The 17,534-nt window shown below is 42.5% G+C and carries 18 protein-coding genes and 1 pseudogene; 5 read left to right on the top strand and 14 right to left on the bottom strand.

The window, feature by feature from the left end:
• Positions 1-141 precede the first annotated feature (141 nt).
• From EDD68_RS13000 to cls, 6 genes and pseudogenes are all read right to left on the bottom strand, one after another.
• A complete protein-coding gene (locus tag EDD68_RS13000; protein WP_132372723.1) occupies positions 142-300 on the bottom strand; it encodes a XapX domain-containing protein in 159 nt (52 codons plus the stop codon).
• 63 nt (positions 301-363) lie between these two features.
• Positions 364-540: a hypothetical protein gene (locus tag EDD68_RS15340; protein ID WP_165902185.1), complete on the bottom strand. Its 177-nt coding sequence runs from the start codon at positions 538-540 to the stop codon at positions 364-366.
• A 92-nt stretch (positions 541-632) separates the two neighbouring features.
• Positions 633-1,241: a class I SAM-dependent methyltransferase gene (locus tag EDD68_RS12995; protein ID WP_132372722.1), complete on the bottom strand. Its 609-nt coding sequence runs from the start codon at positions 1,239-1,241 to the stop codon at positions 633-635.
• Positions 1,238-1,608: pseudogene (locus EDD68_RS12990) on the bottom strand (NUDIX domain-containing protein). Before EDD68_RS12990 ends, EDD68_RS12995 begins: the two are co-directional and overlap by 4 nt.
• Before the next feature lie 56 nt (positions 1,609-1,664).
• On the bottom strand, positions 1,665-2,000 hold the full coding sequence (locus EDD68_RS12985) for a hypothetical protein (protein ID WP_132372721.1): 336 nt from the start codon (positions 1,998-2,000) through the stop codon (positions 1,665-1,667).
• 84 nt (positions 2,001-2,084) lie between these two features.
• Positions 2,085-3,533, bottom strand: coding sequence for a cardiolipin synthase (gene cls, locus EDD68_RS12980; protein ID WP_132372720.1), 1,449 nt, complete (start codon positions 3,531-3,533; stop codon positions 2,085-2,087).
• A gap of 269 nt (positions 3,534-3,802) precedes the next feature.
• Between cls and EDD68_RS12975 the strand changes: the two genes are divergently transcribed.
• The 4 genes from EDD68_RS12975 (at position 3,803) to EDD68_RS12965 (ending at position 7,900) form a co-directional block, all read left to right on the top strand.
• Complete coding sequence (locus EDD68_RS12975) at positions 3,803-4,303, top strand: LysM peptidoglycan-binding domain-containing protein (protein ID WP_132372719.1); 501 nt, start codon at positions 3,803-3,805, stop codon at positions 4,301-4,303.
• A 238-nt stretch (positions 4,304-4,541) separates the two neighbouring features.
• Positions 4,542-4,739 (top strand): YgaP family membrane protein, encoded by a 198-nt coding sequence (locus EDD68_RS12970; RefSeq protein WP_132372718.1) that lies wholly within the window; start codon positions 4,542-4,544, stop codon positions 4,737-4,739.
• Positions 4,740-5,066: 327 nt separating this feature from the next.
• Positions 5,067-5,213: a hypothetical protein gene (locus EDD68_RS15335; protein WP_165902184.1), complete on the top strand. Its 147-nt coding sequence runs from the start codon at positions 5,067-5,069 to the stop codon at positions 5,211-5,213.
• A 140-nt stretch (positions 5,214-5,353) separates the two neighbouring features.
• The gene (locus EDD68_RS12965; RefSeq protein ID WP_132372717.1) at positions 5,354-7,900 is read left to right on the top strand and encodes a bifunctional diguanylate cyclase/phosphodiesterase; all 2,547 of its coding nucleotides are present in this window, start codon (positions 5,354-5,356) and stop codon (positions 7,898-7,900) included.
• 174 nt (positions 7,901-8,074) lie between these two features.
• Here EDD68_RS12965 and EDD68_RS12960 read toward each other — a convergent pair whose 3' ends face one another.
• Together EDD68_RS12960 and EDD68_RS12955 are read right to left on the bottom strand one after the other, a co-directional pair.
• Positions 8,075-8,665 (bottom strand): hypothetical protein, encoded by a 591-nt coding sequence (locus tag EDD68_RS12960; RefSeq protein ID WP_132372716.1) that lies wholly within the window; start codon positions 8,663-8,665, stop codon positions 8,075-8,077.
• A 464-nt stretch (positions 8,666-9,129) separates the two neighbouring features.
• Positions 9,130-10,017 carry an NAD(P)-dependent oxidoreductase gene (locus EDD68_RS12955; RefSeq protein ID WP_132372715.1) on the bottom strand — a complete coding sequence of 296 codons (888 nt, stop codon included), beginning with the start codon at positions 10,015-10,017 and terminating at the stop codon, positions 9,130-9,132.
• 175 nt (positions 10,018-10,192) lie between these two features.
• Here EDD68_RS12955 and EDD68_RS12950 point away from each other — a divergent pair, with 175 nt between their 5' ends.
• A complete protein-coding gene (locus tag EDD68_RS12950; RefSeq protein WP_132372714.1) occupies positions 10,193-10,564 on the top strand; it encodes a rhodanese-like domain-containing protein in 372 nt (123 codons plus the stop codon).
• Positions 10,565-10,863: 299 nt separating this feature from the next.
• Here the strand turns inward: EDD68_RS12950 and EDD68_RS12945 are convergent, their stop codons facing one another.
• The 6 genes from EDD68_RS12945 to EDD68_RS12920 form a co-directional block, all read right to left on the bottom strand.
• The gene (locus EDD68_RS12945) at positions 10,864-11,850 is read right to left on the bottom strand and encodes a DUF4003 family protein (RefSeq protein WP_165902183.1); all 987 of its coding nucleotides are present in this window, start codon (positions 11,848-11,850) and stop codon (positions 10,864-10,866) included.
• 204 nt (positions 11,851-12,054) lie between these two features.
• Positions 12,055-12,846 (bottom strand): SDR family oxidoreductase, encoded by a 792-nt coding sequence (locus EDD68_RS12940; protein WP_132372712.1) that lies wholly within the window; start codon positions 12,844-12,846, stop codon positions 12,055-12,057.
• Positions 12,847-12,851: 5 nt separating this feature from the next.
• Positions 12,852-13,724: a fumarylacetoacetate hydrolase family protein gene (locus tag EDD68_RS12935; protein ID WP_132372711.1), complete on the bottom strand. Its 873-nt coding sequence runs from the start codon at positions 13,722-13,724 to the stop codon at positions 12,852-12,854.
• Between the two features lie 21 nt (positions 13,725-13,745).
• A complete protein-coding gene (locus tag EDD68_RS12930) occupies positions 13,746-15,902 on the bottom strand; it encodes a TRAP transporter permease (RefSeq protein WP_132372710.1) in 2,157 nt (718 codons plus the stop codon).
• Between the two features lie 9 nt (positions 15,903-15,911).
• Complete coding sequence (locus EDD68_RS12925) at positions 15,912-16,397, bottom strand: DUF1850 domain-containing protein (RefSeq protein ID WP_132372709.1); 486 nt, start codon at positions 16,395-16,397, stop codon at positions 15,912-15,914.
• A gap of 47 nt (positions 16,398-16,444) precedes the next feature.
• Positions 16,445-17,449: a TAXI family TRAP transporter solute-binding subunit gene (locus EDD68_RS12920; RefSeq protein ID WP_132372708.1), complete on the bottom strand. Its 1,005-nt coding sequence runs from the start codon at positions 17,447-17,449 to the stop codon at positions 16,445-16,447.
• Between the last annotated feature and the right edge of the window lie 85 nt (positions 17,450-17,534).

Here is a 17,534-nt window from a genome sequence, read left to right as displayed (position 1 = left end):
ATGCGTATTCGCATGGAATGTCAGCAACCAGCCTAGCATTTGAAAGCAATCATACGATAGAGGAAGAATCAAGCACATTTTGTTGCGGAGAACCATAAAATTGTTTAAAAGCCAGCTCATTCCAGGCAGCTGGCTTTTTTTTCAGTTAAAAAACATTTGAAAAAACTTAAAACCAAGGTATATCCCGACAATCCCTGCAACTCCAGCCAGTGCGGGGGGAGCAGGAATAGGCAGTCTTAAAAGTGCAAACAAAAAGCCTACAAACAGTCCTGAAAACAAGGATAAAATAACTTCTTTCATATAGTTGTCCTCCTGAGTGGTATCCGAATATATTCTAGATCCAGTCATAAATCTCATTCCAGATCATATCATACCGCATTCTTCCCGGATCAGCCAGTTTTTAGGTAAGGCCGATGCGCCGAAAATCCGAAAAATGGCTGGAAGACCTGCGAGGAGGCTGCTTTCGCTGCAGAGGACCGATACAGCCAGGGTACTGTGCGCTGCAGCAGAATCCATAGGAGATGATACAGATCCGCTCATGTTTAAAAGTTCCGAATCAAGACAAATATCCCCTGCTTTAATAGCAGGGGGCATAGGTAGTGTACTATTCGTTCCTGGTTCTGATCAGCCATTTAATCGGATAAGCTTCGGTTTCCCAGTATACATACAGCTGAAACGGGCTTCATATCTTTTGACTTGATATCGATATTTTCAAACCCGGCTTCCTCCATATGTTTTTTTATCTGTGCAGCCATTTGTTTTGCGGTTTGATCAGTAGCTCCCTTTTCCCTCGGCTGGATGGTCGAGGCGAGCAGGCCGCCGGGGTTCATGATATGGTTTAAATGTCTGAGGGCTCGTACCGGTTCATTCCAAAAATGAATGGAATTAACCGAGTAAATCTTATCAAATTTCACTGAAAAGGCAGGGAGTTCACTAACATCGCCAATCCGGAGTTCGAGAAGATGATTTTCAATGGCTTTTCTGTTTCTTTTTTTCGCCTCTTTAAAGGAGACTTCAGACAAATCTAACCCACACACAAATCCATCGGGAACAAAACGAACCACCTGTTCAATGCCTATCCCCGGTCCATAGCCAATTTCTAGTACATGGTCATCTGACTTTAAATTGAGCAGTGAGATCGTCCATTCATTCAGTTCCCGGTTAGAACGGGCCATGATTTTACTAGCCATCACCCCAAGAAAACCACGGGGGTTTTTAAATTGCTCAAAAAATTTTTTCACCTTTCTTCCTCCCTCAAACCAGAATACCTGTTAAAAACGTGAATCAACAGCTCCCGATCCTCAGGATAAGATAGATTTAACGTTTCCGTTTCATCTTTCGTCTTCCAGTCCCTTGATGAATTAATTCATCCGGATCCTGAATGACGGATTTTCCGCCGATGACTTCTGCCCAGAAATAATGAACGATAACCTGTATGTGTTCGGTGTATGTCCTTTTTACACACAGTTTTTTCAGGATGTTTACCCGATAGCCTGTTTCTTCAAACACTTCTCTCTCGCAGCATTTCTCCGGGCTTTCTCCAACCTTCATTCCTCCCGAGGGGATGGACCACGTTTTTTCTTCATCTGGCTTTCCCTGAAGAACCATCAGTCATTTTCCTTCATCGTTGATACATACCGCCGCCGCACCTTCCCATTTGTCCATTATCCCATTTCCATCTCCCCATTCCCATCAAGTTCAACAGACGAGAATTGTTCTTCCTGGATGATCTGATAACGCGGGTCAAGAACAGATTGAAATGCCTTCCACAATTCCTTTATTTCTTGATCTTCATTGACCAGCCTTTGTCCTTTTTCATAGCTTTCCTGATTTGGATAATACTGAATTTCCAGCCACCTTGATGGGTTTTTTTCGTCGTGGAGAAAATGAACCCTATATTGGACATACTTTGTATAAAGGGAATGGGCTTTTTTTTGAACAGCCCAAAATTGTTCAGTTTTTTCAGGATGAATATAATATTGATACATTTTTACAAACATGACCCTTCTCCTCCTTTCTAAACAACAGATGCCATTAGACACCGTTTTAAAGGGCGAATATTTCCCGGGAAATTGTCGATTCACCTATAATATGGGTGACAGAAGCCTGGATATCGATTCCTTAAAGCGGATCTTAAGGGGGCGCTGTCTGAATGATTCGAGTGTCAGTTCTCTGGCCAGTTCCATATCCTGATGAAAAATATCCGTTAGTTTTCTAGCCGTCTCCTTATGATAAATAAAGGCATTGACTTCAAAATTCAGTCGAAAGCTGCGGACATCAATATTCGCTGTTCCTACGGATGCGACTTGATCATCCACAACAATCATTTTTGAATGGATAAAACCATTATCATAAATATATATTTTAGCACCTGTCTTTAACAGCTCGCCTGCATAAGAAAGGGTCGCCCAGTACACAAACATATGATCAGGCTTATTTGGAATCATCACTCTTACATCAACCCCGGATAAAGAGGCAATTCTCAGGGCATCCAGGACACTTGCATCAGGGATAAAATAAGGAGTCTGGATATAGATTGATGTTTTGGCAGATGCAATCATTTTGATATACCCATGTTTGATCTGCTCCCACTCCTCATCAGGTCCGCTTGTGACAATCTGCATAGAAACATTGCCCGCTGGACGGCTTTCTGGAAAATAACGCTCCGCAAACCCCATTTTTCTTTCATCCGCTGCCTGGTTCCAGTCTAGAATAAATCGGGTTTGCATTGTATGAACGGCCCTTCCTTTTATCCGAAGATGGGTATCACGCCAGTATCCGAATTTCGATTTCAACCCGAGATATTCATCCCCGACATTAAAACCACCTACATAGCCAATCTGCCCGTCAATAATCACCAGTTTACGGTGATTTCGGTAATTCAGACGCAAATTGACCAGAGGAATCGGTGACGGGAAGAAGGCGGCAATTTCCCCCCCGGCCTGAATCAGTTGTTTAAATGCTCTTTTGGTAAGGGTTCTCGAACCCATATCATCATATAAAACCCGTACCCGGACGCCCGCTTTCGCCTTGTCCGTCAAAAGGGATATTAATTGCTTTCCCAGGTTGTCATTGCGGAAAATATAGTACTGCAAATGAATATGATCCTTTGCCTGTCTGATATCCTGAAATAGCTGATCAAACTTTTCATTGCCGTCCGTGAAAATTTGTATTTCATTATCCTGGGTCAATAGAGCATCATTGTTGATGAGATGCATGTATATTAAACTTCTGTAAGCTTCTACATTTTGGTCAATAAAACTAAAGTAACGGTATTTCAGTGCGTCTATTTGCTTTGAAATCATATGATCAATACCGATTTTATGGATGTCATCCCACTCAAAAAGCCGTTTTCGGCTTAAGTTTTGACCGAAAACAAGGTACAGGATAAACCCGAGCAATGGTACAAAAAACAAGACCAAAATCCATGCCCAGGTTGCGCTGGCATCCCTTCTTTCCATGAATATAACAATCCCTGCAAAAAAGAAATTTAAAATAAAAAATATGCTCAATAAGATCGTTAATACATTCATATATTGTCCCTTCCCTAACATGATGGTTAGCAAATTGCATGCAATAATGATAAGATGGATTGGTTATCATCCATACACAACCTATTTTCAAATCTAAAAGATCTTGGTCAGGAAATCTTTTCCCTGATATTATACCATTCGGCAAATTTTGAGGTAATTCCTGTTGCTTCATTCTGAAAAACCAAGAACATTCTTTTGACTGGAAAAGCACCATCTTTTTCCTGGATGTATATCATGTTACAAAGATATATGTCTAAGGAGGAGTATTCATGCCTGTAGCACAGGGAACCTTTTTTATTTATACCGTACGGCCTGGAGACACTCTATACTCCATTGCTCAGAGACTGGGAAGCGATGTTCAGAGAATCGAACAGCTCAATGCCCTTTATCCGCCATTTACAGACCCCGGTTTGATTTTCCCGGGACAGGATTTCATCGTGCCATACCTTTATAATCCTGCAAATCAGGTATTTTATTTTATCAAGCCAGGTGATACTCTTTACGAAATTGCTACCCGTTTTGGTTCAAATATCCAGCAGATATTAAGGTTAAACCCTCAGATCTCTAACCCTGATGTCATTTATTCCAATACACCTGTTGAGCTGCCAGTCCGCATATATGTCGTTTCATCAGGTGACAGTCTCGCTTCTATTGCCGTCCAATTCGGTCTGTCCATACAACAAATTATCGAGGTTAACCGGAGGCGTCCAGGTTTTTCCCCGGATGTTCTCTATCCCGGTTATGGTCTGATTATTCCTGTAAAGTCTTAATCGGTTGTTGTCATCAATCCTCAGGGACAAATTAGATCCACATAACATATAACATGTTTTCACATACCACCAAAAATCTATGGCTGAATGAAAACAAATCCGTTCAGCCTTTTTTAATGGAAAAGTGCAAATAGAAAACGTGTAAATTTTGTGAATTTTGATCAGAATAATCGTTCATGGTTAAAAAAGATATTATAATGAAATTGTAATAAATGACGTCCTCTGGGAGGTGTTGATAATGAAAGCAAATGTCGGAAATGCCGATCGGGTTATTCGCATCCTGATTGCTATTGTGCTTTTCTCACTCTATTTCATCCTTGAAGGAAACTTAAAGTATATAGGACTGATTGGATTCATACCGCTTTTAACTGCATTTTTCCGGTTCTGTCCCCTGTATGTACCTTTTAAAATCAACACGGATAAAGTCCAGAAGTAATGTCATCCCTGAAAACTAAATGTACCTTTATCTGCTGCTCTTATGTTGATCAGGGAGAAAAAACTGCCGATGATAATCGGCAGTTTTTTTATTATATCAGGCAAATTCGGATTGGTGGTCAAAAACATCATAAGAAATCGATATAGCCAGGTTCGAGATCGGGAACCAAATACAGGTTGGGTTTTCCAATAAATCAGTAAAAGAAATAAACCATCCGTCCTCTGTTACATTTCTCCTTTTATGCCAGCAAAATTTTCAGCCAGAAACAGACACCTTCACATATTTTCCTAGAAGGTTTTCATCCTAAATAAAAAGGAGGGATACTGGATGGCTGAAAGTTGTTTTTACTGTGGAAACGCCTTGAACCAGAACGATGCTGTCCATTATGTGTCGTTTATTCGGGAAAATAACGAGGAGGAACAAACCCTTTGTGATGCTTGTTACCACGAATGGCTTGAGGGAATAAAAGGATAGGAAGGAAAATGAGGACCCAATTTCGGGTCCTTTTTACCACTCGCAAACTGGTTAAAATTCAACATTTTTTAACAATTTTCCCCACCGTATAGGTAAATGATCCCTTAAAATAGAAATATAGGGATCAGGGGGGATGTCAAATGAAAGGTTTACGTGTGTCACTTCATGAACAGGAAAGAACGTTTCTTGCTGTAGTCGGGGTGGGTCTGTCCTTTTTTCTCTTCTTTTTTTATTTAAAAGATTCCATATTTTTCGCGATTGAAACCCGTCATTATTTGTCTTTACATACGATTTTAGAATTCATCAGCATTGCGATTGCCATATCGATCGCCATTCAGGGATGGATGATTTTTCCCCATCAATCCTCCAGATACCGGATTTTCATTGCTTCCACCTTCTTAGCCGTGGGGATACTTGATCTGTTACATACCCTTTTTTATAATGGGATGCCTGGTTTGTTCACCTTTGAAAGTTCTGTCCAAAAGGCCACCTGGTTCTGGATTACAGCCCGGTTAACCCAGGCCGTCTTTTTATTTATCATCATAGCACTGCCTAATAAAAACGTTAGCCGACCTTTTAAACCCGTGCTTTTTATGCTGTCTCTCCTTTATATTCTGGGCTGGTCTATTCTGATCATTCAATATGAGCATCAGCTTCCTATTTTAGTTCATGAAGGTGCTGGAACAACTCCTCTAAAAAACACCCTTGAATATGCCGTCAATATTCTGCACCTTTTGACCATTGTGGTTTTATTTCAACATTATCGGACCAGCAGAAAAAAATCCCACCTTGACTTAATTCTCGCTTTATCCTTTTTATTTATTGGGGAGATTGTCTTTACGACTTATTTAAGTGTATATGATTTCCAGAACTTTTTGGGGCATTTATATAAAGTGATCGGCTATGTCTACTTTATGAAGGGAATTTATGTAGCAACAATTAAAGAACCATATGATATTCAGAAAAAAACCGAAGAAGCTCTGAGAAAAAACGAAAAACAACTGAAGACGATCACTGCCTCCCTTGGCGAAGGGGTTGTCGTCCTGGACCAGGAGTACCGGACCATCTTCATCAATCCAGAAGCCGAACGACTTCTCGGATATAACCGGGGAGAGCTGATGGGAAAACAACTGCACAATCAAATTTATCAACATATTAAGGGAAGCCAGATCAGTCTGGTAGCTGATGAATGTCCGATACACCAGACCATTAAACACAAAAAAGCTCACAGGATTGAAGATGATTATTTTATCAAAAAAGACGGAAGCAAATTGCCTGTTGCCTACGTAGTATCGCCGATGATTGAGCATGGCAATGTGTTAGGCACCGTCATTGTTTTTCAGGATATTACCGAACGAAAAAAATATCACGAAAAAATAACGTATCAGGCCAATCATGATGCCCTCACTGAACTCCCAAACCGCCGCTATTTTATTGAGCGCTTAAAAAAGGATCTGGTTCAGGTAAAATCCGAAAACAGCTCCCTGGGCATTTTCTATCTGGATATTGATAACTTTAAAAATATTAATGATTCCATGGGGCATCTCATTGGGGACAAACTGCTGCAGGAAGTAGCCAGAAGGCTTCAGGCTATTCATCCAGATCAGTTTGTCGCCCGTTTAAGCGGTGATGAATTCGCCATCCTGTATACAGGTAATCCTTCCAGGGTTAAGCATGAAGCCAGAAAGACCATAACAGCCTTCCAGAAGCCGTTTATTTTAGAGAAAAAGGAAGTTTATGTAACTACCAGTCTTGGGATCAGTTTGTATCCCTATGATGGTGATGATGAAATGACCTTAATCCGCCATGCAGATATGGCCATGTACCAGGCTAAAAACAAAGGCAAAAATCAATTTTCGATTTACACAACAAAACTGAAAGAAGAACGCCTGTGGAGTACTCGAATTGAACAGCTGCTTCACAATGCCGTTGAAAATCATGAAATCAAATTAAATTACCAGCCCATTATCAACCTAGAAACAGAGGAGATTGAAAGACTGGAAGCCCTCGCCAGATGGGATCATCCAGAGCTTGGATATATTCCTCCCGGAGAATTCATACCGATTGCCGAAGAAAATGGTTTAATTATTCCAATCGGTCAGCAGCTGTTTAAACAAGCCTGTGAACAACTGACAAATTTGCATCAGAAAGGATATACCAGCATTCAAATGAATCTTAATCTTTCGCTGTTACAGCTACAGCACCCGGACTTTATTTCTTTTGTAAAAGCATTACTGAAACAATATAAGCTTTGTTCGAAGGATTTTGAGCTGGAAATCACGGAAAATATAGCGTTAAGCAATGATGAAATGGTCATTCAAACGATTCAATCGTTAAAATCATTAGGTTTCCGCATTGCCATTGATGATTTTGGGAGGGGCTATTCATCTGTTGGATATTTAAGAACCATCACAGTCGATACACTCAAAATCGACAAATCCTATATTTGGGATGTCAACGACGATGAACAGACTGCCCGTCTTACAGCAGCAATTATCAGCCTTGCCCGGACCATGGGACTGGAAATTGTTGCGGAAGGCGTGGAGACTGAAGAGCATCTCGAATTCCTTAAAACCCATTCATGTCACTGGGCACAGGGCTATTATTATGCTCCACCTGTGGGGAAGGAATTGATCGAAACCCTCTTGGAAAGAGGAGTAACATGGAAAAAACAAATGGAATATTAGAACCTTAACTATGTGCCTCTGTATGCTTACAGGGGCTTTTTTCTTAAATATAAACGGTTGAGCTAACAAAATGGTACATGAAGGATGTTTTATGCGGTGTTCCTGTACGGGGCTATTGAACAAATTTCTTCAACGTTTGCGGAGCTGCGATAAAATTACCAGTACAGCTGTATATTAAAATGATGCTCTTTGTTTTAAATTAAAAAGATCCCGGTCATGCTCTCCGATTTTTTGGTCATAGAATTTCAGGTCTTCTTTAGTCACCATTCTTAATTTGATTGCTTCCATTTCCTTTTTCATATGAGCCAGTTCATGAACCATGGCATCATGCTGGCTTCTCTGTTCAAGCTGGTTATCCCGGACCGATTGAATCATTTTTGTATTTTCTTCAAGCTGAGATTGAATAAGGGGAAGTTCCTGCTCCATGCTGGTAACTCGGCGATCCAGTGAACGAACGTCTGTTTTTAACTTGCTGATGTCTGATTTTAGGATACTGACATCCGATTTAAGCTGACTGACATCTGATTTGAGATTGCTGACATCCGATTTAAGCTGACTGACATCTGATTTGAGATTGCTGACATCCGATTTAAGCTGACTGACATCCGATTTGAGATTGCTGACATCCGATTTAAGCTGACTGACATCCGATTTGAGATTGCTGATATCGGACTTTAATTGACTGATGTCCGATTTGATTTCACGAATATCACCTTTCATAGACTGAAGTTCTTCTAATATCTGTTTTGCAATGGGCTCGTCCATGTTTTCCACCCTCCTTTCAAAGAGTCGTTTGGAATGATCCTATTTTAACATAAATATATCAATTGTGAACGAATTGAAAATTGACTTTCTGCCAATCAACAGCATGCAAAATTTTGATTTATTTTCCTGTTTTTTTTAACTTTCGCCTGTGAATATCATGTAAAATCTCATTTTGTCATATTTATCATTCATATTTGACCATCTAAGAAACATAAGGTCCCGTCACCCCCGCATAAAATACCACATTACCTGCAGGGAAGGGCATGTGTTGTCAGGAACATGATAAAACTGAAAAAAGGCCCTGCATCCAGGCAGGGACCTTTTTTATGAGCAACAAAACTGTAACTGGCGTCTGGATGTATCACGCTGATCGGTTCACCCTTTTGAATTCGCTCCATTGTCCAGTAAACGTTGAACCAGCCGCTTCCCGAAAAATGGGGTCCCCCCTAAAACTAAAATTTTCTTCATACTAATCCCCTTTTCGCAAACCATTTATATAATGCCTGGGTTCCGCTGTCTTCTTCCCCCTGGTCAGCCAGCTCCTCATACAGCTGTTTTGCCAGCTTTAACCCGGGTGTATCGATTCCCATTTGTTCCGCTTCTTCAAGGGCTATGCCCATATCTTTAATAAAATGTTTCACATAAAATCCTGGCTCAAAGTCCCCTTTTAACATTCTGGGAGCCAGATTGCTGAGGGACCAGCTGCCCGCTGCTCCTGTACTGATGCTTTTAAGTACCATTTCCGGATCTAGTCCGGACTTTTTCGCGTAGACCAGAGCTTCACAGACCCCAACCATATTGGATGCAATTGTGATCTGATTGCACATTTTCGTATGCTGTCCTGCACCGGCCGGGCCCTGTAAAACAATATTGGATCCCAGTACTTCAAAAATCGGTTTCACCACTTCAAATGCGTCCCGATCTCCGCCAGCCATGATGGCAAGGGTACCGTTTTTGGCTCCCACATCGCCGCCCGAAACAGGGGCATCCAGCGCATGAATCCCTTTTTCCTTTGCCTTTTTATAAATGTTTTCAGCCAGAGATGGCCTGGAGGTCGTCATATCAATGACATATGTACCCGGCTCTGCTTGTTCCAAAATCCCATCTGGACCAAAATACACTTCTTCAACATCCTTCGGGTAACCAACCATGGTAATCACCACTTCTGATTTGTGTGCCAGTTCGCCGGGTGAATGGCACCATTGGACCCCTTCCTGCAAAAGCTCATCTGCCTTCGATTTCGTTCGGGTATACACATACACCGGATAACCTTCCTTGATCAGATTTCGGACCATGCTTTTTCCCATCACGCCTGTTCCAATAAAACCAATCTTTTGTTTGCCCGCATTCATGTCTACTTCCCCTTTCCTGTGTTTTCGTGAGACTGTATTATACCCTTTATCTGGTTCACTCTCTAACCTTCGATTTATGCTGGTGATTTTCCTGTTTCAAAACACGGCCAGATTCAAACATTGCAATGGCTTATCATTCATTATATACTAGACGGGGTATAAGGAGGGATAAAATATGAAAAAAATAGCCCGTGCACTCCTGGGACTCATTTTTGTTCTTGGCGCCTGCAGCACAGGTCATAACGATTATGAAACGATTACCATGGATGAAGCCAAAAAAATAATGGATCACGAAAATGTGCAGGTGATAGATGTACGTACACAGCCTGAATACGATGAGGGACATATTCCAGGAGCTGTGCTTATTCCATTGCAGGAACTTGAAAGCCGTTTGGACGAACTGGAGCAGGATAACCCATATATCATTGTCTGCCGCAGCGGAAACCGTTCCCAGGAAGCCTCACAAATGTTAGTGGAAAATGGGTTTACCAAAATATATAATACTTCCGGCGGAATGAAAGAATGGAAATATGATATTGAAAAATAAAAAGAATTCGTTCGTGTAATTGGATAGTCATCCTAGATCCATTGAAAACGAACCTTTTTTTAAATGTTTCGTCAGAACTCTGTACACGCCGATATATAAAGAAAAACGTTCATCTGTTCCCTTTTCCATTAGAAAAATCATGTCCTTCTCCACTAGTGGTGAAGGACATTTGATTTGCCGTAAATTCAGCGTAATCTACCATATTTCGTAGGATCACCCAATTGAACATTAAGAGCAATTATTTTCTATACACATTAATCATCAATTGGATGAACTTGCTTCGGCCAAGTAACAGGAAATCAGGAACTATTGTTAGAAGCAGAAGCTGCTGATATGGCTGCGATGGAAGCAATCATAGCGGCCTGTTGTGCAGCCTGGATCATCGTTTCAATCGCGGCTGTCAATCCGGTTTCCACAAGGTTTGACTCCTTGAGTTTTTCATGTACGATGAAATGAATAGCTAATTTGATACTGACATCCCTTTGACCAAAGTGTTTTCCTGCCTCCAGATCCCTGGCAAGCTGTGGAATACGTTTGATTTCTTCATCTGCTCCTGGAATGAGCGCCAGCATCCCTATATCCGAGTAATGCATCGTTTTTATGTTCATGCCTGACTGTTTCAACTTCCCATATATCGTATCTGTTCGCCGGACCAGCTCCTGCATGTCTCGTTCAGGATCAAGAGACAATACATGGCTTAGAAACTGCAAATCATTTCCTTTGCGAAATCCCTTTACATGCAACTGTCGGTAAAACCCTTCCATGTCAAGTAGAATTTTCTCTACACCCTCCTCCCGTTCGGCCAGTAAAACCGCCAGCGGGTAATCACTTGTGGAGGTTAAAAAATAATGCTCTTTTTTCATGCCTTTATATATCAAAAGAGCTTTTCGAATTCGATCGTCAACATGTTCTTGATTGTTTCCTGTCAACAGTGCCATAGCAGATAAATAGGTAAAACTTCCCCTGCTGAAACCACCATCAGTCATTTTTTTATATAGACGGAGCAATTGTTGGAATTGTTCTTCAGCGTTATCAAAATGAACATCCAGCATAGCTGCAATGAGAAAGCGCAGGTAAGAACGTAGCGGGGAAAAGAAGCCAGACTCTTTTTTGATCCGATCGCTTACCTGTAAAAATCTTTCCAACGAAAAGGGGCGATCATTCATGACATAGATAGAGGCAATGATCATGATTATCCTGCGGTCCGATAACTTCCATTTCAACTTTTCACGCAATTGCCGATAGATGTCGTGATAGTCCTGTATTTTTTCCCTTTGTTCTGCCATAGACATCACTACCTTTTCATCGTCTATAAACATATGTACGATTTGGACCTGCTGTTCGTTTCATTCTTAAAAAAAGCCAAAATCCCTGCCGTCAATGATGAGATGGCAGGGATTGATCCGATAACCTATTTCTGATGTATATTCATTGAACAATTTTCCCCCCTATAAAACATATTCTCCAGTCTAAAATGCAGCAAAGTTATTCTATAAAGCTTTTACCATTCCGCCATCCACAACGATGGACTGGCCGGTCACATACGTATTCGCAAAAGATCCTAAAAAGAGAGCCATTCGTGCAAATTCTTCCGGTTCCCCGTAACGCCCGATCGGAATGGAAGCCTCTGTTTTTGCCCTTAGTTCTTCAACTGAAATCCCAAGCTGATCAGCCCGGATCTGATCCAGCGAAGCCACCCGGTCCGTGGCAATCCTTCCTGGCCCAAGGGTATTGATCAAAATCTGATGAGAAGCAAGCTCCTGAGACAGACTTTTGGCAAGACCCACAATGCCGGCTCGGAAGGTGTTGGACAAAATTAAGTTATCGATCGTTTGCTTAATCGAGGATGAAGCAAAATTGACAATCCGTCCCCGCTGCTGTTTTTTCATATACGGAAGCACTTCGCGTATTGTCCGGATAAAACTTAACAAATTCAGCTCAAAGGCTTTTTGCCAGTCATGATCGCCAAAGGACTCAAAGGTGCCCGCCGGCGGCCCACCGGCGTTATTAATCAGCACATCGACACTACCGTTCCAGTCCACCGCCTTTTGAATGAGCCCTTTGATATCTTCCTGTTTGGTCAGATCACAGACAGCATAATCGACATGTGCGTTTCCGCTTTTTTTTCGGATTTCATCTGCTGCTCTTTTTAATTCCTCTTCATTCCGGCTGGATATGAATACACGGGCCCCTTCCCTGGCAAATTCAAGGGCTGTTGCTTTCCCAAGCCCTTTGCTGGATGCAGTGACCACAACTGACTTACCTTCTAATTGCAGGTCCATATACCTCACCCTTTCTTTTTCTTTAAATCTACAACAGGATTTTTCAGCGGCTCAAACCCCTGAATATGACATTCCACCAGATCCCCGTCCTTGATCACAGCCGCACCTGGTGTTCCGGTAGAAATAATGTCTCCGGGCAGCAGCGTCATCACCCTGGAATGGAAGGATACCAGGAAATATGGATCGAACATCATATGTTTCACTTTGTTTTTACGATGAACGCTGCCATTGATGATTGTTGCTACTTCTACTTCAAATAAATCATCCAGCTCATCCGTGGTCCAGAGATGGGGACCGAAGCTGAAAAAGGTATCGAAGCTTTTGGAACGGGTTAAATATCTTGGATTTTGCTGCAAAATGTCCTCTGCGGTCATATCAATGATTGTTGTGTAACCGGCAATGACATGGGGGGCTTCCTCTACGGAAACATTTTTGCATGTTTTCCCGATGATGACGCCCAATTCCGCTTCTGCTGTCGTTCTGCTGGACTGCAGGGGGATTTCAATTGGATCATGGCAGCCAATAATTGTCGTATCCGGCTTCATAAAACTGGCAGGCTCTGTATGGGGAACCATTTCATCCAGGTCCGATGCATGTTCCTTATAATTAAGTCCGATTCCCCAAATTTTTGAAGGATGCCGGTAAAGGGGAGCGTAATCCGCATGCCCAAACAGGATCAAATCTTTCTCAAACTGGCTGTGATTCGTCCTTACCCACTGATTGAGCTCATCCAGCTTTCCAGATTTCAATAACGAAAAAAGATCTTCGGGCCACTGATGATCCATCCTTTGATTGATGCTCCGGATCGTGAGTAAACCCTCCTCTGTAACAACAGCAGCCAGTTCCTCTCCAGAAAATCGGATCGTGGCAAGTTTCACCTGAACCCCTCCTTCTTCGCTTTATTGACTGACAGATGTATCGGAATCCATCCTGTTCTGTTTAAACGATAGGATGAGCAGCAAGCCTAAGATCAGTAAACCAATCATATCTGTCACCCACCCTGGATAAATTAATAGCAGCGCTCCGATTCCGGTAATCATCCGCAGTCCTGCGGACAACTCAGACTGAAAATACCCTTCCGCCGTGACCGACAACAAAAATACGCCGAGCAGGGATGTAACGAGAATCAGCAGAACATTGCCTGCCGTTGCATCGACCATTAGCATTTCATGGGAAAATACAAACATAAACGGGACGATGAAACCCGCCAGTGCCAGCTTCAATGCCTGAAAGCCGGTTTTGGTCGGATCCCCGCCGCTGATCCCTGCACCTGCAAAGGCAGCGAGGGCTACCGGCGGAGTAATATTGGCGAAAATTCCGAAATAGAACACAAACATATGCGCAACAAATACGGCCGTCTCCGAAGAACCCGCCAATTCCCTAAATAACGGCAGTTGCAGCAATATCGGTGCTGTCATCGTACTTGTGATAATATATGTCGGAATACTTGGAAGCCCCATTCCAAGAATGATGGATGTGACCATGGTGAGCACCAGGGTGATCAGCAGCTGAATCAGGGCACTGTCTATAATTGCACCCAGTCCAACAATACTGTTAGCTATTTCCAGTGCCACTCCGGTGAGCGTGGCTACCCCCACGATAATCCCAACCGCACCGCAGGCAATTGCCACAGGAACGGTTGTTTTTGCCCCGCTCTCCAGCGCGTCAACAAAATCGTTCAATCCGATTTCCTCTGACTGCAAGTTTGCCTTTTTCCGGATTAGGTTAATCACCAGAGGTATGAGAACGATCAACAGCAATTCCCACCAGTCACTTCGCACATGAACAGCACTGGAACTTCCCAGGGCGGACATGATCTGGGGCTGAAAAATCAAAAACAGGGATACAACTGTCATAACCACCAGCATCTGTCTCGTACTGGCTATAATGATCGAGGCGACAATAGACCAAAAAGCTGCAAAGAAAGGTGTTTTTCCGGTAAATAAAAGATACAAGAGAAAGATCATTGGCACAATCAAGTGCCCTCGTTCCAGCAAGACCTCTTTCACTGCAGGCAAATCCTTCCGATCCATTCCCTGAAGTCCCTTCCTTGATGCCCTTAAATGGACCTGAAGCAATATGCCGAAGTAAAATAACAGAGCAGGGATAATGCCGGCCAAAATGACCTTCGTATAGGGGATACCAAGATTTTCTGCCATAATAAAGGCGGCTGCTCCCATAATTGGAGGAAGAATTTGTCCCCCGACACTGGCCGCGGATTCTACCGCCCCTGCAAAGTTTTTGTGATAGCCGGTCTTTTTCATCAGCGGTATCGTAAATGCCCCTGTGGTGACCACATTGGCAATGGCCGATCCATTGATCGACCCCAGGAAACCGCTGGAGATGACCGCAACTTTGGCTGGCCCGCCTTTCGTATGCCCGGCAATTGCGAGGGCCAGGTCATTAAACAGTTGCCCCATGCCGGATTTCGTTAAAAACGCTCCAAACAAAATAAACAGTATGATATAACTGGCAGACACTCCGACGGCGGTTCCCAGAACACCTTCAGTAATAAATACCAGATGAGAGATGACCTGTTTGGAAACATTCAGGACAATATTGGTATTTAACATCGGGTAAACGGAAAGTTTGACATAAAGACCGTAAATGAGAAACCCGAGACCAAGCAAGGTGAGTCCCCAGCCTGTCACCCGCCGGGTAATATCCAACAGCAGAATTATCACCAGAATGCCTACAACAAAATCCATATGGTTAATCTGTCCGCCTGTTTCAATAATTCTACTGGATGTGGCCAGCATATAGATGCCCACAAAAAGAGACAATCCTGAGGTCACATAGTCAAATACCGGAATCCTATCTTTCTTTCCTTTTTTCCATAAAGGGTATAATAAAAAACCGAGTGCCAGCAAAGCGTAAAGGTGAACACTGCGCTGCTGAATGTCCACCAGGGAACCAGCATAGGACGTATAGAGATGAAATAAAGCTAAACCTGCTGCCAGAACGGTTATAAACCGTTTCAGCCATTTTGGAAAATGTGTTCGTGTATGACTTTCCCGATCCAGTTCCTCAATTTTCACCTGTGCTTTTTCTTCCATTATCTCACCTCACATGTTCTTGGAAATCGTGTGAAAAAGATAGGAGGCAAACGGGATACGTTCTCTGCAAATAACATAGGAATTTTGCTGGTAGGGTAAGGGAAACATTTGTCGCTGATAGATCAGACGGTGCCCTGTGGTCTTTCCGCTTCTTACTGTCAGTTCATCTCCTACATAACGGTTAATGTTGACCATGTACACCCATCCGTCACGTATAAAGGAATTCGTTCCGGCATTGTTTGGGACACCCGCTCCAAACGTTTTGAATCGGGTAGAATCCAGATTAATATTTTCTCCTTCAAATTGAAAAAACTCTTCCCATTCCTCTTTTTCAACGGAATGGGTCCATCTTATCGAAAAGGACTTCTCCTCATTCATCCGGATGGCATAAATCATGTCTTCACCGAGACGAACAGCAAGCACATCGATATTCACGGTCCACAGTAAAACGGCTGCAATTGTTAAAACGAGAACCATAACCTTTAAATGTTTCATATGTTTAAAAAGGGCATCCGTCGAGATGCCCTTTTTTATCCATCCTCCTAATCTAGCAATCCGTTTTCTTCATAGAATTTTTCAGCACCTGGATGGAGTGGGGCTACAAGTCCATTCCCCATCTGATCACGGTCAAATTCTGTCAATGCATTAATAGAAATTTCCTCCGAACCAAGGTAATCATAAAGACGTTTTGTGAGGTCGTATACCAGATCTTCACTCAGATCAGGGGATACAACGATCATATTCTGGATACCCACCGTTTCAACCGGCTGATCCAGGTTATATTTCACTTCATCGTTAGCTGGAATGGTATATGTTTTGTAGAAGGGATAAGAATCGAGCAGTTTATCTGCCACTTCCCCTTTTATTTCTACAAACACCACTTCTGTCTGCTGCATGATGTCTGTTATGTTACTGTTTGGAACACCGGAAGTAAAGAAAGCTGCATCCAGATTTCCGTTCTTCATTTCCTGTACACTGTCCGCATATCCAGTATGGGTTACTTTCGCCAGATCATCATAAGTCATGCCAATGGCTTCCAGAACTTTCTTGGCACTTTCTTCCACACCTGATCCTACTTTACCTACCCCGACTCGCTTTCCTTTCAGATCTGTTATATCCTCGATCCCGCTATCCTTCAGGGCGACAACCTGTACCACATTCTGATATAATCCCCCAACAGCCTGAATGTCGATCTGATTTCCGTCAAATTTCCCTACTCCATTTACAGCATCATACGCTACATCGCTCATCACGATGGCCATCTGGTTTAAACCATCCTCAATGTTCTGGATATTCGCAACCGATGCACCTGTCGATTCTACGGTTACATTGGACACATAATCACTTTCTTCAAATATGGGTTTTAACGCACCGCCGATCGGGTAATAGGTTCCAGATGTTCCTCCCGTTCCAAATACCAGTGACTGTTCACCACTTCCTCCTTCACTATTATCTCCTTCAGCATCACCGCTGGTATCCCCTGTGCCACAGGCACCTAAAATCATGAACAACGCCAGCGCCATCATAACTGCCAACTTTCGCTTCATCCATATCAAACCCCCTTCGTTTTTGTTTATGATAACGCTTACAAACTACTTTTTGAATATTTAGAACATATTGGACATTTTGGTC

Origin of the sequence: Melghiribacillus thermohalophilus, assembly GCF_004342905.1 — a bacterium.
Taxonomy (GTDB): domain Bacteria; phylum Bacillota; class Bacilli; order Bacillales; family Alkalibacillaceae; genus Melghiribacillus; species Melghiribacillus thermohalophilus.
This window is presented reverse-complemented; position numbering and strand designations above follow the sequence as displayed.

Bases quoted from the DNA above. Each gene is read 5' to 3' on its own strand.
- EDD68_RS13000 (WP_132372723.1), bottom strand. From the start codon at position 300: ATGAAAGAAGTTATTTTATCCTTGTTTTCAGGACTGTTTGTAGGCTTT.
- EDD68_RS15340 (WP_165902185.1), bottom strand. From the start codon at position 540: ATGAGCGGATCTGTATCATCTCCTATGGATTCTGCTGCAGCGCACAGT.
- EDD68_RS12985 (WP_132372721.1), bottom strand. From the start codon at position 2,000: ATGTTTGTAAAAATGTATCAATATTATATTCATCCTGAAAAAACTGAA.
- cls (WP_132372720.1), bottom strand. From the start codon at position 3,533: ATGAATGTATTAACGATCTTATTGAGCATATTTTTTATTTTAAATTTC.
- EDD68_RS12975 (WP_132372719.1), top strand. From the start codon at position 3,803: ATGCCTGTAGCACAGGGAACCTTTTTTATTTATACCGTACGGCCTGGA.
- EDD68_RS12970 (WP_132372718.1), top strand. From the start codon at position 4,542: ATGAAAGCAAATGTCGGAAATGCCGATCGGGTTATTCGCATCCTGATT.
- EDD68_RS15335 (WP_165902184.1), top strand. From the start codon at position 5,067: ATGGCTGAAAGTTGTTTTTACTGTGGAAACGCCTTGAACCAGAACGAT.
- EDD68_RS12965 (WP_132372717.1), top strand. From the start codon at position 5,354: ATGAAAGGTTTACGTGTGTCACTTCATGAACAGGAAAGAACGTTTCTT.
- EDD68_RS12960 (WP_132372716.1), bottom strand. From the start codon at position 8,665: ATGGACGAGCCCATTGCAAAACAGATATTAGAAGAACTTCAGTCTATG.
- EDD68_RS12955 (WP_132372715.1), bottom strand. From the start codon at position 10,017: ATGAATGCGGGCAAACAAAAGATTGGTTTTATTGGAACAGGCGTGATG.
- EDD68_RS12950 (WP_132372714.1), top strand. From the start codon at position 10,193: ATGAAAAAAATAGCCCGTGCACTCCTGGGACTCATTTTTGTTCTTGGC.
- EDD68_RS12945 (WP_165902183.1), bottom strand. From the start codon at position 11,850: ATGGCAGAACAAAGGGAAAAAATACAGGACTATCACGACATCTATCGG.
- EDD68_RS12940 (WP_132372712.1), bottom strand. From the start codon at position 12,846: ATGGACCTGCAATTAGAAGGTAAGTCAGTTGTGGTCACTGCATCCAGC.
- EDD68_RS12930 (WP_132372710.1), bottom strand. From the start codon at position 15,902: ATGGAAGAAAAAGCACAGGTGAAAATTGAGGAACTGGATCGGGAAAGT.
- EDD68_RS12925 (WP_132372709.1), bottom strand. From the start codon at position 16,397: ATGAAACATTTAAAGGTTATGGTTCTCGTTTTAACAATTGCAGCCGTT.
- EDD68_RS12920 (WP_132372708.1), bottom strand. From the start codon at position 17,449: ATGAAGCGAAAGTTGGCAGTTATGATGGCGCTGGCGTTGTTCATGATT.